Consider the following 16,485-nt stretch of genomic DNA (forward strand, 5'->3'; position numbering starts at 1 on the left):
ATTATAATCCAAATTTTCTAATAACATTATTCTGCTCTAAATCTCTTCTCAACGCAGAAGTATTCACTACTATTTCCATACGAAGTACATGCACACCCTTACTTTTAGTATTTGATAGAACTTGATTACTTACAATAAAATTTTTATACTTATCTGTATAAAAACGCTCGAAATAAAAAGGATTATTATTCATTACATTTTCTTCACTCTCATTAATTAGTGGAAGAGAATAATTTGTATCGGGAATTCCTTGAAAAAGAAGTGTCTTTATCATTTTTAATTCTCCGTTATAAATCGCTTCACCTTCATTATTACCAATTCCCTCAACACTTACAATAATTTGTTGGCTACTCGAATTAATCATGTGGAGATTAGATGAATTTGGAGAAATATGTTTACTACAACCTATAAAAAGCAATAATATGGTTGAAAATAAAAGAAGTTTAACTATATATTTATTCATTCAATATCTTTAAAGCGCAAAGTTATTTCAATAATAAAACAAAAACTTACGGTTTCCCGTAATAATATATTGAATTTTATGTTAAGATATTTTTTAAAATATCAACGAAGTTTGTATTTTTTTATATAATTTTATAAGAATCATAAACAACTATAATTAAAATAACTACAAAAACTATGTTTGAAATTTATCAAGACAAAGCAGGTGAATTTAGATTTCGCTTAAAAGCTAAAAATGGACAAAATATACTTGCAAGCGAAGGTTACAAGCAAAAGGCAAGTTGCGAAAATGGAATAGAATCGGTTCGTAAAAACTCGCAAGATGAATCTAAATTTGAATTAAAAGAAGGTGCTTCTGGAAAATGGAGTTTTAATTTAAAAGCGACAAATGGTCAAGTAATAGGAACAAGCCAATCTTATGAAACAGAATCTGGTGCTAAAAACGGGATTTTGTCTGTAAAAACAAATGCGCCCGATGCAGTTGTAAAAGAAATTGAGGAATAACCAAACCTCTATAAAAAGCTGAAGCCTTGGATAAATCCAAGGCTCAACCTAATTAACACTAATATGAATTAACACTAAAAACTTATGAAGTAAAATAATGTTCAAAAATTATCTAAGATGCGATCTAAGCATCCAGGCAGTTTTTTGATGTTGTTCTAATAAACCAACTAGGAAATCCGAAGTTGATATATCATGAAACGCTTCAATTTCTACTACAGCTTCTGACAAAAAGTCAATAATAACTTCGTGATCGTGTAGCAAATCAGCAATAAAACTCAAACTATCTTTGTTTTCTGTTTTACGCTCTTCCGACAAATGAGCTAACTGCATATACTCTTTCATCGTTGCAGGTGCATAAACGTCTTTTTGACGAATTTTCTCTGCGACATCATCTATAACAATTTGTAATTCGTTATACAATGATTCGAAATATACATGGATAGTTTGGAAATCTGGTCCCTCAACATTCCAATGTGCATTTCTTGTTTTTAAATATAAAATGTGTTCATCAGCCAATAATTTAATTAAAATATCAGCAATTTTTCCTTTGTTTTCTGGCGATAATAATTTCATCTTTTTAAAATTTTATTTAGTACTTATTTGATTAACTTTACTAAAGCAAATTTAAGACCATAAATCTCAGGTGTAATAGATTTTTTAAATTAAAAACTTATTACTTTATAATTAAAAACTATAGAACGACTCTTTTATCAATTTTAATCTGTATTCATAGAAAACAGAATTATTGTTTTTGATAAGGCAAATTTATAGTAGTTTTTTCAATAAAAGACACATTTAAACGTTAAAAATTAATTAAATTTCTATGAGAAAAGCTGTTTTATTTATCATTTCATTAACCCTTAGCACGATAGCTTTTGGTCAAATTAATCAAAATCAAAACCTTACAAACAATTGGCGTTTTGGTGGAGGACTAGGTCTTTCGTTTGGAAATGACAGTTATTTTGGATTTAATATTTCGCCAAGTATTGGATACATGGTTTCGACTAATTTAGAAGTTGGAGGAATTGCAGGTTATCAACATTTGAGCAACAATTATTACAAGCGTAATTTATTTAATGTTGGTCCTTATATTAACTTTTTTCCAATAGAAAATATTTTTGTTCGCGCAAATTACGTTTACTACACCGGAAAAGAGACATATAGAACCAAAAATTTACAATACGAAACCATTTCTGAAAGCTATAATGTAGAAGAATCTGCTTTGTGGTTAGGTGCTGGTTACCAAACTAGCGGTCCTATTAAATTTCAGGTTGGTGCAATGTATAATGTTTTATATAAAGACAATGATACTGGTATATTTTCTTCAGGATTTCAGCCATTTATGGGCGTTTCTGTAGGATTATAAGAATTAAAAAAGCATCTCAAATGAGATGCTTTTTTGTTATTCTATATTAATTTATAAAAATATAAATTACTTTAATTCTGCTTTTAAAAATTTTCCTGTCACACTTTTCGGATTATTTGCAATTTCTTCTGGCGTACCTTCAGCTACAATTTTTCCACCTTTATTTCCACCATCAGGACCAATATCAATTACATAATCTGCTAGTTTAATCACATCTAAATTATGCTCAATAATAATCACAGTATTTCCAAATTCAATAATTTTATTGATAACTTTCATCAACACATTTACATCTTCAAAATGCAAACCTGTAGTTGGTTCATCTAAAATATAAATTGTTTTTCCAGTTTGTTTCTTCGCTAATTCTGTTGCTAATTTTACACGTTGCGCTTCTCCTCCACTCAATGTTGTCGATTGCTGACCAAGTGTAATATAGCCCAAACCAACATCTTGCAACATTTTTACATATCGATAGATTTTCGGAATTGCCTCAAAAAACTCAACCGCTTCATTCACGGTCATTTCTAACACATCCGAAATAGATTTTCCTTTAAAACGAATTTCCAATGTTTCGCGATTAAAACGTTTTCCATTACATGTTTCACATTCAACATGAATATCTGGTAAAAAATTCATTTCAATTACGCGCAAACCTCCACCTTGGCACGTTTCACAACGACCACCTTTCACATTAAACGAAAAACGACCTGGTTTGTAACCTCTAATTTTAGCTTCGGGTAAATTTGTAAATAACGAACGAATATCCGAGAAAATTCCCGTGTAAGTTGCAGGATTTGAACGTGGTGTACGACCAATTGGCGACTGATCAACTTCTATCACTTTATCTAAATGCTCTAAACCTTCTAACTTTTTATAAGGCATCGGATCTTTTTCCGCTCTAAAAAAGTGTTGATTCAGAATTCTATACAACGTCTCATTAATCAAGGTCGATTTTCCGCTTCCAGAAACTCCAGAAACTACAACTAATTCGCCTAAAGGAATTGTTAGATTAACATTTTTTAAATTATTACCAGAAGCTCCAGTTAATTTCAAAACGTTTCCATTCCCTTTTCTACGCTCGGTTGGAATTTCAATTGCTAATTGATTATTTAAATATTTTGAGGTTAATGTATCCGATTTCAACATCATTTCAGGAACTCCTTCCCAAACAATTTGTCCTCCGTTTTTACCTGCTTTTGGTCCAACATCAATCACATAATCTGCCTCTAAAATCATATCTCTATCATGCTCAACCACTAAAACTGAGTTTCCGATATCGCGTAATTTTTTTAGAGAATCAATCAATCTAACATTGTCGCGTTGATGTAAACCAATACTTGGCTCATCTAAAATATACAACACATTTACCAATTGCGAACCGATTTGAGTCGCTAAACGAATACGCTGCGCCTCGCCACCAGAAAGGGTTTTAGATGATCGATTAAGGCTTAAATAATCCAATCCAACATCCAACAAAAATGATAAACGTGTATAAATTTCTTTTAAAATTTCGTGTGCAATTATTTGTTGATTAGATGTCATCGAAATTGGTGCATCTTCGATCCATTTTTGCAACGATTTTAAATCTAATTCGGCAACTTCGCCAATATTTTTATTATCAATTCGAAAGAAAAGAGATTCTTTATTTAGACGTTTTCCTTCACAAGTTGGACAAACAATTTTCTTTCCGAATTTCTTTCCTATAGTTGTAGAAGAAGGATTATTTTTATCTTCCATAATTTCAGATAAAAACTCATTTAATCCTTCAAAATCGATTTTATATGTTTTTTTGACTGATGCAAATTTAAGGTCAACATTCAATGTTTCCTTCAAACCATTCATCACATCATCAATCAATTCTTGTGGTAATTTTTTGAATGGCGTTTTTACATCAACCGAATATTTTACAAAAATAGTTTCGAGCTGTTTTTCTATTCGAGAAGAACTTTTTAGTGTTTCAAATAATTCTTCTAAATTATCAAACAACGATTTATTTTTATCTTGAAATAATTTATCATTATTCACCACTTTTAATTCGCCCAAACCTGTACAAGTTGGACAAGCACCTTTTGGCGAATTAAACGAAAACGTATTTGGCTCGGGCAATGCATACGAAACACCCGTCGCTGCACACATTAGCGAACGAGAAAAGAAACGAGTTTCATTGGTTTCGTAATCCAAAATCATTGTAATTCCGTTTCCTTGATGCATGGCTTGATCTATACTTGATCGCAAACGTTGATCCGTAATTTTATCATTTAAAATCACTTTATCCACCAACAATTCTATATCATGTGTTTTGTATCGATCCAGCATCATACCTGGCGCAATGTCTTGCAATTCGCCATCAATACGCATTTGTAGAAATCCTTTTTTAGAATATGTTACAAATATTTCGCGGTAATGACCCTTACGAGATCGTACAATTGGTGATAAAATAGCGATTTTTTTTCCTTCGTATTGTGTTCGAATCAACTCGATAATTTGATCATCTGTATAGGCAACCATTTTTTCGTTGGTTTCAATCGAATAAGCCGTAGAAGCGCGCGCAAAAAGTAAGCGCAAAAAATCGTAGATTTCTGTAATTGTACCAACTGTAGAACGTGGATTTTTATTGGTTGTTTTTTGCTCAATTGCAATAACAGGCGACAAACCATCAATTTTATCAACATCTGGACGCTCTAAACCACCCAAAAATTGACGTGCGTACGACGAAAAAGTTTCGATATAACGACGTTGTCCTTCTGCATAAATTGTATCAAAAGCCAACGACGATTTTCCACTTCCACTCAATCCTGTGATTACAACAAGCTCATTACGGGGAATCTTAACATCAATATTTTTCAGATTGTGTTCTCTTGCTCCGTAAATCTCTATAAAATCTTTGTTCATGTTTGTTTGTAAGAAGTTGCAAAAATACAAAAAAAGCCACATTTAAGTCATAATGACTATTTATTATTTTGATATTTGCTTCTTTTACAGCTTTTTGAATGTTAAAATATTTATAGATTTTTTTGTCGGATTTATAAAATGTAGAATTCTTTAAATATTCTAATTCGTGAAAATTTACTTTTTAAGAATTGGAATATAAATTCGTGAAATTAACTTTACACTATCCGTTTCTTTAGGATCATTTAGCATAACTTCTAATTGTTTTGTATCTAAAGCTAACTTTTTAGATTTTGCATAAACAATCATTCTATCTACAGTTTGCTGACGTTTTGAGCGCGGACCAAGATGCAAAGACAACAAATATTGTCCGCCCGGAACGGTTACTTTTTTCATTTCTTTTTGTAGAGGTAAATCTTCGATTAACTGAATTCCTGCAAAAAAAGTTGTGCGATCTTTCTCTTTATCAAATTCTGTAAAATAAATATATGGAAAACCTAAATCGAAATCTAATCCGCCTTCTTCTTGGTTAATTAATGATTTATAAATCGTTTCGAAAGCACCATCAACTTTATCCATCACATCAGTTTCTGCTAATTTAGATTGTTTGCGAATGGCTAATAAATTTGTTTTTCCTAATTCTACAATACGATATTCTCCGTAATTTAATTTTCCTTCTTTTTTATCTTTATCCAATCTGATTTTTACTTGTTGATTTAAGTTACTCATCGATTCTTCGAACTTCGTTTTCGGATTCTTAAAAAAAGCAAAATAACGATAGAAATAAGGAATTTCTTGGCTCAAATATTTCAATTTAGCTACTGTTTTACCATTTTCTTTTTGGTCAAATTTCACATTAAGACTGTCCATTTTTTCCCAACCATCATACTTAATCGTATAATTTATAAAACGATTTACAGAAAAATTATCAATTGTAAATTTACCCGACGCAACCGATGCATTGTCAGAATCCCAAGCTACAAAGCTTTTTTCATCTTCTTGCGGATCAGAAAACTTTTTGACCGTCAACGAATCTGCTTTCGTAAATTCTTCCCATTTAGAAAATCTACGAAGATTATAAAATTCATCGTACACCAAACCAACTGGCGCATCAAATTCGTAATCAAAATCCTCATCAAAACGACTTGGTAAAATAATTGGAGTTAACACAAGAAGTGCTATTATAACGACTAAAAAAAGATTTATTTGTTTCATTTACAAAATTGAAAGTACAAAAATAAAAATACTTTATCGGAGATTCTGTATTTCTTAAAATTAATATCTAAAAAAGATTATATTTGATTTAAATATTAATTTAAACTTATGGACTTTACAAATTTAATTCAAGGAGCTATTGGTCAACAAATTATTGGTTCTGCTGCAAGTCATTTAGGTATCAACGAATCGCAAGCGCAAACTGCTGTTTCTGCTGCTGTTCCTTTTTTGTTATCAGCTTTAAATAAAAATGCTCAAAACGGTGGTGCTGACGGAATTGCTTCTGCTTTAGGTCAACACGATGGGAGTATTTTAGATAATCTTTCTGGATTTTTAGGACAAGGTGGAAATCAACAAGATGGTTTAGGAATTTTAGGTCATGTTTTGGGTAATAAACAACAAAATGTAGAAGCTGCTATTTCTCAAGAATCTGGTTTGAATATGGGACAAGTAACGCAAATTTTAGTTTTAGTTGCGCCTATTGTAATGGGATATTTAGGAAAACAAAAACAAACAGAAGGATTAGATTCTAACGGAATTACTGGTTTATTAGGTGGATTAGTTGGAGGTTCTTCGGCATCAACTGCAAATCAAGGTGGAATTAACTTAGGTGGTTTCGAAAAATTACTAGACCAAGACGGAGACGGACAATTGGGTATTGGTGATGCAATGGGATTATTAGGAGGTTTCTTCAAAAAATAAGACAATACTTTATTTAAATACAAAATTAGAAGGCAGGAAAATTTTCCTGCTTTTTTTTGGTTTTTATTTTGACAAAGGCAAATCAATTTTGAATCCAACTCCTCTTATAGATTCAAACTTTACACGTTCGTCCAATGTAAAATATTTGCGTAAACGTGTCATAAAAACATCTAAACTTCGTCCCATAAAATAATCATTTTCGCCCCAAATAGTTTCTAAAATTTCTTTTCTTGTGACCAATTTATGATTATGAAGAATAAAATATTCTAACAATTCTACTTCTTTTTCGGTTAATTGAAATTCTTTTTCATCAAACGATAAACGCATTTGATTCCGGTTAAAATTATAATTTCCAATCCTTACAATTTCTTCTAAAATAGATTGATTTCTTTTCAAAATATTTTTTATTCGCAAAACTAATTCTTCAGGATCGCAAGGTTTTGTAATATAATCTTCGCCGCCTAATTTCAGACCTAAAACCCGATCAAAACTTTGACCTTTCGCCGTTAAAAATAAATAAGGAATATTGAGCTGATTTTTTAATTGATTGGCTAAAGTAAATCCATCAATTTGAGGCATCATAACATCTAAAATCAATAATTTTGAAGTTTCTAATACTGCTAAATCGTCCAGAAATTTTTGTGGATGATCAAACCAAATAACTTCAAAATCAGAAAATTCGAGATATTGTTTTAAAACCATTCCCAAATCTTGATCGTCTTCTACTAATATTAATTTAGTTTTCATTTGGAATTTCTATTTTAAATTCGACACCTTTTTCTAGCTTATTTTGCACTGTAATTGCACCATTATAACGCGCTACACAATTTTTAACCAAATATAAACCAACACCCAAACCGTTTACATTTTGATTAATTTGACGATCTACGCGATAATATTTATCAAAAACATGAGGCAAATCTTTAGCAGGAATTCCAATTCCGTTGTCAATAAAATTTAACGCAATTTGTTTTTGAAACTTAAAATCTAATTCAATTTTAGATGCGCCATATTTTACTGAATTTTCTATTAAATTTTGAAATATCAACTTAAAATCGTGTGTTTCTAACTTCAAATTATATTCAAAAATTGTTTTAACTTGTATTTCTATTGTTGGATACAATGATTTTGTTTGCTGAATAATTTCATTCAAAACAGACTCATTTAATAATTCATTCGAACTTTCTTCATTCAAAAAAATAGATTCGACTGTGTTTTCTAATCGATGAATTTGACGACTCATTATTTCTTTCGTTTCGGAATTCTGAATTTGTTGCAAAGCAAATTTCATCGTTGTAATTGGCGTGTTCAATTCATGTGCAATAGAGTCTATTGTTAAATGTAATTGATTAATTTTTTCTTCTTGTTTAGAGAGATTTTGCATACTTTTCCAATATAAAAAGATAATCAACGCAACAATTAATAAGCTAATTACAATAAGCGGAATGATTTTCTTGAGTACTAAAAACTGAATATTAATCAATTCAAAATCGGATTTTGAACGGATTTTATATTTATGTCTTTGACTTTTATCTATTCCTAAATCCGAATCTTTTTCATTACTAATATCATCAGACGACCAAACACCCAAATTTACATTAACTGGATTTTTAATTTCGGATGAAGATTCGTAAACAATCATCGGCGAATCGGGCAATAATTCTTTCTTATTAATTTCATCAAAAACCGAATAAATCTCTGTTTTCAAAGCTATTTTAAAACCGTTTTCTTTGGAATATTCGTTTAATAATGAATCTATAATAGGCGTTAATCGTTTATGATTCATAATCAATTTATCACTAATTACTTGCAATTCGCTGTATTTCAAAGCCTTATTATGATTGAGTTTTTTAAAATAATCCAACACTTTATTATCCGTTTCGTCAGTTTCATTTTTCTCCATCTGCTGCATCACTTTCATTGCAATATCTGTAGCAGATTTTTTTAAATCTTTTTCTTCTAAACGATACGAATTAAAGATATAATAACCTTGTAATGCAATTAAAATCAACAATACAAAAGCAAACAAAATAGAATAATATTTTTTCTGATGATTCATATTCAAAAATACATTGTTTTTCTACACAAATTTCACATTAACCAATCGTTAACCGTTCATTAACCAACTTCAAAGCCATTTAAATTGAGCTTTGTAAAAAACAATAACGATGAAAACCATTCTATATATCTTCTTATTTGCAACAAGTTTTGTTTCTGCGCAAAACATTACGACAAAACTTGTAGATGAGGAAAATAAACCGCTAGCTGCAATTTCTATTGAAATTGAAACCTCAGCCAAAAAAAATTATGATTTAACTTCGGATGAAAATGGAATTTTCAATTTTGAAATAGAACAAGCTTCTTCTTTTACAATTTACATTAAAGAATATGGTTTTCAAGAATTTGAACAAAATTTTCAAACAAATAAAATTAAATCTCCACTAACTATTTTACTTAAAAAAGATGAATCAATTGACTTGAAAACGGTTACAATTTCTGGTCAAAAACCTTTGATAAAACGTAAAATTGATCGCCTTGAATTTAATGTAGAAAATACGCCTTTACAAAATTTAAGCGCTTGGGATATTGTAAAAAACACGCCAAATGTTTTGGTTAAAAATGATCAATTAAGTGTTCGTGGAAATACGCAAATCTTAGTAACCATCAACGATAAAAAAACATTGATGACCGAAGATCAGCTAAAACAATTGTTAGAAAATACCGAAGGTTCTACAGTTTCGTCGGTGGAAGTTATTACAAATCCGCCCGCAAAATACGAAGCTTCGGGAAGTGCAATTATCAATATAAAGATGAAGCAAAATGTACTTTCTGGTTACAAAGGTCAATTTTCTACGCGTTATCATCAAGCAACATACGCTAAAGGAATGGTTGGAACTTCGCAATCGTACAATAAAAATAAATGGCAATTAAGTGGAAGTTATTATTTTGTGAACGGAAAATATATGCGTTCTAATTTTGATGTGGTAACCTACGACGCAGATAAAACTCGCTGGGAAAGCGATATGGTTAGAAAAACAGTAGCAAAAGCACAACATATTTACAATTTTGCTTCGCAGTACACAATAGATAGTTTAAGCAATCTACAGTTTGGATTAAATGGATACAACAATCCTGCATCTATCGGAAATTATAAAGTTCCGACAACAATTTATTCTCTCGATACAAATGAAATTGAATCCTATTATTTAACACAAAATCATCGCAAAGAATTTTCTAATAATTTTAATGCTTACTTGGCTTATGACAAAAAATTTGGAAAAAATAATTTGACTTGGACCAATAATTTCAGTACACGTCATTACAAAGAAAGTCAAGATGTTTTGACTCAATTACATTTTATCAATCAACCGTATAAAGAAAATTATTTTTTGAGCAAAGCCAAACAAGATATCAATTTATATGCAACACAATTGGATTATGCGTTGACAAACGACAATTTTGGTTTAGAAGCTGGTTTAAAATATAGTTTTGTAAAAAATGACAATGACTTAGATTTTTTTGAAAAAACAACGAACCAAATTGATTATCAACCCGAAAAAAGTAATGTTTTTAATTACAAAGAACAGATTTTTGCAGCTTACATTTCGTCAAATTTTAAATGGGAAAAATGGGAAGCAAAAGCTGGTTTGAGAACCGAAACTACTTGGATTAATATTATTTCGGATAATCCATATTCTAAAAATAATCGAACAAAAACAGATTTTTTTCCGACGGCTTATTTGATGTATTCTTTTGAAAAATCTGGTCAACTTGGGTTGAACTATGGCAAAAGAATTGATCGTCCAAACTATAATTTCTTGAATCCTTCAAAATCATATTATAATTTATTTTCTTATTTTCAGGGTGATCCAACTATAAAATCAACGATTATTCACAATTTGAGTTTAACGTATACAATTAGCGATTGGAATTTTGAGGCGTATTATCGTTACGAAAAAAATCCTGCGATGGAATTATCTATCCAAAATCCTGAAACTTTTGAAACGGTTTATCATTTTACAAATATTAAAAATGGTGAAGCGTATGGATTTAATTTATCGAAAAATTATAATCTAAAATCGTGGTGGAAAATTAATTTATTTGCGATGGCAGAATACAATAAAAATTATTTTTTCGGAACCGATCAAAAAACATATAAAAATGATGTAGTTTTTTACAATGTAAATCTTAATACTCAAATTGATTTAGATACCGAAAAAACATTTAGTATTTCGGCTGGTTATGTTTACAATTCAAAAGCGATTCAAGCTTCATTTGACATTGGTTCTTCGCAAAATACTTATCTAATTTTGAACAAAAAATTATGGGACAAACGCTTCGAAATTGGTTTGACTTTAAATGATATTTTTAGAACAGATCGCAATACAATTGTGACAAAATATGCGAATCAAAATCAATATTTTAAAGATTATAGAGATACGCAATATTTTATTCTTAATTTGAAATACAACTTTGGTAATCAGAAAGTAAAAGAGGCCAAACAAATAGAAAAAACAGCAGAACAAAATAGGATTTAGTCAACTATATTTTTCTAAATTTGAGTTTTAAACATCAAACATGAAAACTGAATTAATCCGTACAAATTCTGATAATACTGATTTCAGAAAACTTGTAAAAGAATTAGATGCCGACCTAAAAATTAGAGATGGAGATAAACATTCTTTTTTTGCACAATTCAATAAAATTGACTTAATAAAACACGTTGTTATTGCTTACATTGAAGAAAAAGCAGTTGGTTGTGGCGCAATCAAAAATTATTCGGACGATACAATGGAAGTGAAACGAATGTATGTAAATCCTGATTTTAGAGGAAATAGAATTGGAAAAACAGTGTTGGATGAATTAGAAATTTGGACAAAAGAATTGGGTTATAAAAAATGTATTCTTGAAACTGGAATGATGCAACCCGAAGCAATTACGCTTTACAAGCGAAATAATTTTATTCAGATCGAAAATTATGGTCAATATAAAGAAGATGAAACGAGCGTTTGTTTTGAGAAAATGATATAAAAAAAGGAAGCCAATTGGCTTCTTTTTTTTATTTATTTCAATAACTCTATTTCTTAAAAAATACGGCTCCACTAGCTTGTGCTTTTGGAAAAACGGTAACATCTGCAATTTGCACATGTTCGGGTTGATTTAATAAATACTCAATTGTATTTGCAATATCTTCTCCAGCCAAAGGCTCGTAACCTTTGTATACATTTTCTGCACGATCTTGATCACCTTTAAAACGAACCAAAGAAAACTCTGTTTCTACAGCTCCAGGCGCAACATTAGAAACCTTAATTCCGAAAGGCAACAAATCATAACGCATCCCTTTACTCAAAGATTCTACCGCAGCTTTCGACGCGCAATAAGTTGCGCCATTTGGATAAACTTCTTTTCCTGCAATAGACGAAAGATTGATGATATGAGCATTCGATGAGTTTTTCAACAATGGAATAATCGCTTTCGAAACATAAATTAATCCTTTTACATTAATATCAATCATTGCTTCTAAATCTTCCAAATCAGCCTCATCAAAACTTGCTAATCCATGCGCATTTCCTGCATTGTTAATCAATATATCAATCGTTTTCCAGTCGTTTTCTAAACTTTCTACAGCTCCAAAAACTGCTGTTTTATCGCGTACATCAAATTGCAATGTTTTAACTTCTGTTAATTTGCTTAATTCTTCTTCTATTTCATCTAATCTATCTTGACGACGTCCGCATAATATTAACCTATAATTTGGCGCTAATTTTTTAGCTGTCGCCATTCCTATGCCAGATGTTGCTCCGGTAATGAAGACTGTTCTTTTCATCTTTTTAAATAATTAATAATGCTTTTTTAAGGCCATCTAAGATACAAGCTAAAAAGAAATTGAAAAATGATTTATCTTGTTTTCTTTCGATATTTTTAACCTCAACATTTTTCATTTGCCCGCGCGAATCATTTTTTACCGCTGCATTTCCTACGGCTGATAAAAGTTTACGTTTAGAACCATCATCTTTCAAAACATTTACTTTTAAATCGTTGTAATCAATTCCAAAACTTCCGCCTGCAAGTTTATCATTTCCATCAAAATTAAATTTTATTTTATTAAAATTTCCATCAACCGAAACTTTAAGATATGGTTTTACAAAAGGATCCATATTTTTAGCAGGCAAATTGGTGATAGAGCCATTTATATTAAATTTTTCTGAAGTATTCATCGGATTAAAAGCCCAATTCGCACGTAAATCTCCTTGCATAAATTGTGAACGCCAATCAACAATTACATCAGGCAAAGATTTCTTTTTATAACCCGAATTTATATTTTTAACCGTTGCATTTATATCCGAAAAAGTAAGTTTTCCTGTACCAATACTTTTCTCAGTTTCCTCTTCGTATTCTAATTTCGAATTAACCAATTCTAAACGATTAACACTTAAATCAAATTTCATTTTACGTAACTTTTCTGAGAAAAATGTTTTGCGCTTTGTATCATCTGGCGGTAATAAACTGCGGTAAATATTCGCGTAAAGTCCATTTAGTTTGAATAAATTACTTTTTAAATAAAATTCTTTTGAAGAAGAAATTCCCCATCTTACACCATTTCCAGAAAGTTGATTAACCGAAACTGTAAACAAATCTGCTTCTACTTTCAGAGAATTTGTAAACTCTTTTCGAGATAATTTTGGCGTCATCGTTAATTTATTTACAACCAAATTCCCGTTGTGCAACTGCAAATTAGACGTATTTAATTTGTAAACTTCTCCCATATCAAAATCAACTCCCGAAGATTTTAGTAGAACAGAATTGTACGTAAACGGAATAGATTGTTGAATAGTTGTTGGATCAACTTTCATCTCGTCAAACGTTAATTGTATATTTTTTAAACTAAGATTTGGTGATTTTTTTTGAAAAGGAATCATATCTAAATGACCATTTATCAACGAAACTTTGTTTACTTTTATAATATCATTAAAATCTTGCGAAGTTTTAGAATCTCGTTGTGCTACTCGATTTGGCTGACCAAAAAGTGTGAATTTTGGATTTTTCAAAATCAAATGTTTTACATTTAATTCTTTTCCATAAACATTTACTAAACCTAAAACAGTCAAATCAACATCATTAAAATCAAACTTTTGGTTAGCTATAAATCTTGAACGTTTAACCTGAATTGTATCAATACCTAAATTAAAATTGATTAAGAATTTTTTAGCAGCTTCGTCTACATTTTTTGCAATAACTTTTTCATTCTTTTGATCCAATATTTTCACATTAACCTCATCTAATTTGATTGAACTGGTATGAAAATAAAATTCGTTATTTCGCATTCCCCAACTGTTATTATTCAACGTCAAAATTGGCACTTCGACATCTAATAATGTGTTGGATTTTGTATATTTTTGATTGAATTGCGTTTTAGAAATCAACGGTTTCATCTTAAAATTTTTCAAGACTAATTTTTTCTCCGTCAAATCAAGATTAGAAGCCGTTAACATATGCATTTCATTTAAACGATAATACATCGAACTTAACTTTACACGAAACGTTTTATAATCAATTGGAATATCATTTGTTCGTGTTAAATCGTTCATTTTTATACCTTCAATGTTCAAATCAACATTATTTACGGCATATTTTACAGTTTTCGCATTCGAAAATAAAGACTGAATTTTTCCATCTTCTATCTGTATTTTTTTGATGTTAACTAATTCGGCGTCTTCTTTTTTAAGTTTTACTTTTATCTCTTTCTTATCAATTTTATTTGCAGATTTTGCTTCAACAATTGTAATTTTTGGTTGTTTAAAACGAATTAAATCTGTTTTGAAATACAATTTATCATCACTCGTAAAACCCCAATCCATTTTTGTTAACGAAAGCAAAGGCGTTTCTATATCCAATAAATCAGCTTCAGAATCAGTGGGAACATAAAATTTACCATTCATTTTAAGTGGTTTCATCGTAAAATTATCCAACTCAAAATCGGTATCATTCCATTTTACTTTTCGCGCTCGTAAAATTTGTCGGTCTTTAATTACAAAAAACATCGAATCCAATTTTACTTCAAATTCTGAATATTTGAACGGAATTTTTTTACCTACAGTTCGCTCGTTAAAACGAACTCCATCAAAATCAATACTAAAATTAGACACATTTGCAAGATGTTTTTTACCTGATTGAGAAAATAAATTAAACTCGCCATCGTTGATATTTACATTCGAAACATCAATGCTTTGTCCAACTTTTGACTGCGCCGTATCTTTTTTTATGGTATCTTTTTTATCACGCAAATAGTAATTTACACTCGGATTTTCGACATTGATAGAATATGCCGAAATTTCTTTTTTCGTGATTAGTTTGTAGAAATTAATTCCGACAATATTTATCTCTTTTACTTTTCCCGTTGCTTCTATCGAATCTTTGATTAAAGTTGAATCTTTTGGAGAAACTTCGATATTTTTGAGTGAAAGTGAAGAATTAAAGATTGAAAAACTTAAATCTTCGTAGGTTAAATTATAAGCCGTGTCGTTTTTTTCTGCAATAATTTTTGGAAGTCTATTATTGAGAAAATACGTTATATAAAAGCTTAAAACAAAAAGTATCGCTATAATTGAGATTAAAGCGATACCGATTTTTTTAGTCCAAGGATTCTTAAACATTGATATAGTTTGGTTAACAAGTGAAATACAATTACTATACCAAAGTTAACGAAACATTAACGTTATTCGTTAATATCATAAATCTCTTTTATATTTTCAAGTACTTTGTCAAAATTGATTTCTAAATCAATCAATTTTCCTGTAAATAAATCAAAAACCCAACCGTGTACTTCCAAGCCTTTTTCCATGGCGTGTTGCACAAAAGGATTTTTAACAACATTTATACATTGTTCTTGTACATTAAGCTCTACCAAACGATTGTAGCGCATTCCTTCATTTTCTATCGCATTTAATTCTGTTGAATGTAAACGATAAACATCACGAATATTTCGCAACCAAGGATTCATAATTCCTAAATCTTTTGGTACCATTGCAGATTTTATTCCACCACAATTATAATGTCCGCAAACAATAATATGTTTCACTTTTAGATGCTCTACAGCGTAATCTAAAACCGATGTTGTGTTCATGTCCAAACTAATTACCATATTGGCAATATTGCGGTGTACAAAAACTTCGCCTGGCTCTGCGCCCATCAATTCTTCTGCCGTTACACGACTATCCGAACAACCGATATATAAGGCTTCTGGGTTTTGACCTGCAGATAATTTATCAAAATAATTTTTATCTTGATTTAATCTTTTCTCAACCCATTCTTGATTGTGTTTAAAAACTTTTTCTAAATTCATACGA

At 30.2% G+C, this 16,485-nt stretch carries 14 protein-coding genes; 5 read left to right on the forward strand and 9 right to left on the reverse strand.

The genetic code is table 11. The features are described from left to right. Window position 1 precedes the first annotated feature (1 nt). Complete coding sequence (locus BM072_RS04305; RefSeq protein ID WP_092906918.1) at window positions 2–463, reverse strand: hypothetical protein; 462 nt, start codon at window positions 461–463, stop codon at window positions 2–4. A gap of 176 nt (window positions 464–639) precedes the next feature. On the opposite strand from BM072_RS04305, the gene BM072_RS04310 reads away from it, so the two are divergent. Next, on the forward strand, window positions 640–966 hold the full coding sequence (locus BM072_RS04310; protein ID WP_092906920.1) for a YegP family protein: 327 nt from the start codon (window positions 640–642) through the stop codon (window positions 964–966). A gap of 108 nt (window positions 967–1,074) precedes the next feature. Here BM072_RS04310 and BM072_RS04315 read toward each other — a convergent pair whose 3' ends face one another. Next, entirely contained in the window at window positions 1,075–1,539 is a 465-nt protein-coding gene (locus BM072_RS04315; protein WP_092906922.1) for a Dps family protein, read from the reverse strand. 250 nt (window positions 1,540–1,789) lie between these two features. Between BM072_RS04315 and BM072_RS04320 the strand changes: the two genes are divergently transcribed. Next, window positions 1,790–2,332 (forward strand): hypothetical protein, encoded by a 543-nt coding sequence (locus BM072_RS04320; RefSeq protein ID WP_092906924.1) that lies wholly within the window; start codon window positions 1,790–1,792, stop codon window positions 2,330–2,332. 66 nt (window positions 2,333–2,398) lie between these two features. Here the strand turns inward: BM072_RS04320 and uvrA are convergent, their stop codons facing one another. Further along, on the reverse strand, window positions 2,399–5,224 hold the full coding sequence (gene uvrA / locus BM072_RS04325; RefSeq protein ID WP_092906926.1) for an excinuclease ABC subunit UvrA: 2,826 nt from the start codon (window positions 5,222–5,224) through the stop codon (window positions 2,399–2,401). A 174-nt stretch (window positions 5,225–5,398) separates the two neighbouring features. Next, window positions 5,399–6,436: a GyrI-like domain-containing protein gene (locus BM072_RS04330; RefSeq protein ID WP_092906928.1), complete on the reverse strand. Its 1,038-nt coding sequence runs from the start codon at window positions 6,434–6,436 to the stop codon at window positions 5,399–5,401. 108 nt (window positions 6,437–6,544) lie between these two features. Between BM072_RS04330 and BM072_RS04335 the strand changes: the two genes are divergently transcribed. Then, window positions 6,545–7,138, forward strand: a complete 594-nt coding sequence (locus BM072_RS04335; protein WP_092906930.1) for a DUF937 domain-containing protein — start codon at window positions 6,545–6,547, stop codon at window positions 7,136–7,138. 63 nt (window positions 7,139–7,201) lie between these two features. Here the strand turns inward: BM072_RS04335 and BM072_RS04340 are convergent, their stop codons facing one another. Further along, the gene (locus tag BM072_RS04340; RefSeq protein ID WP_092906932.1) at window positions 7,202–7,885 is read right to left on the reverse strand and encodes a response regulator transcription factor; all 684 of its coding nucleotides are present in this window, start codon (window positions 7,883–7,885) and stop codon (window positions 7,202–7,204) included. Further along, window positions 7,875–9,197, reverse strand: coding sequence for a sensor histidine kinase (locus BM072_RS04345; RefSeq protein WP_092906934.1), 1,323 nt, complete (start codon window positions 9,195–9,197; stop codon window positions 7,875–7,877). Before BM072_RS04345 ends, BM072_RS04340 begins: the two co-directional genes overlap by 11 nt. 109 nt (window positions 9,198–9,306) lie before the next feature. Here BM072_RS04345 and BM072_RS04350 point away from each other — a divergent pair, with 109 nt between their 5' ends. Both BM072_RS04350 and BM072_RS04355 read left to right on the forward strand, forming a co-directional pair. Next, window positions 9,307–11,676, forward strand: a complete 2,370-nt coding sequence (locus tag BM072_RS04350; RefSeq protein ID WP_092906936.1) for an outer membrane beta-barrel family protein — start codon at window positions 9,307–9,309, stop codon at window positions 11,674–11,676. 40 nt (window positions 11,677–11,716) lie between these two features. Continuing rightward, a complete protein-coding gene (locus BM072_RS04355) occupies window positions 11,717–12,169 on the forward strand; it encodes a GNAT family N-acetyltransferase (RefSeq protein ID WP_092906938.1) in 453 nt (150 codons plus the stop codon). A gap of 46 nt (window positions 12,170–12,215) precedes the next feature. Here the strand turns inward: BM072_RS04355 and BM072_RS04360 are convergent, their stop codons facing one another. From BM072_RS04360 to BM072_RS04370, 3 genes are all read right to left on the reverse strand, one after another. Beyond that, window positions 12,216–12,965 (reverse strand): SDR family NAD(P)-dependent oxidoreductase, encoded by a 750-nt coding sequence (locus BM072_RS04360; RefSeq protein ID WP_092906940.1) that lies wholly within the window; start codon window positions 12,963–12,965, stop codon window positions 12,216–12,218. A gap of 4 nt (window positions 12,966–12,969) precedes the next feature. Continuing rightward, window positions 12,970–15,792 (reverse strand): DUF748 domain-containing protein, encoded by a 2,823-nt coding sequence (locus BM072_RS04365; RefSeq protein WP_092906942.1) that lies wholly within the window; start codon window positions 15,790–15,792, stop codon window positions 12,970–12,972. Between the two features lie 62 nt (window positions 15,793–15,854). Beyond that, window positions 15,855–16,481: a carbonic anhydrase gene (locus BM072_RS04370; protein ID WP_092906944.1), complete on the reverse strand. Its 627-nt coding sequence runs from the start codon at window positions 16,479–16,481 to the stop codon at window positions 15,855–15,857. Window positions 16,482–16,485 lie beyond the last annotated feature (4 nt).

It is taken from the genome of Algoriella xinjiangensis (genome assembly GCF_900115015.1).
Lineage (GTDB): Bacteria > Bacteroidota > Bacteroidia > Flavobacteriales > Weeksellaceae > Empedobacter > Empedobacter xinjiangensis.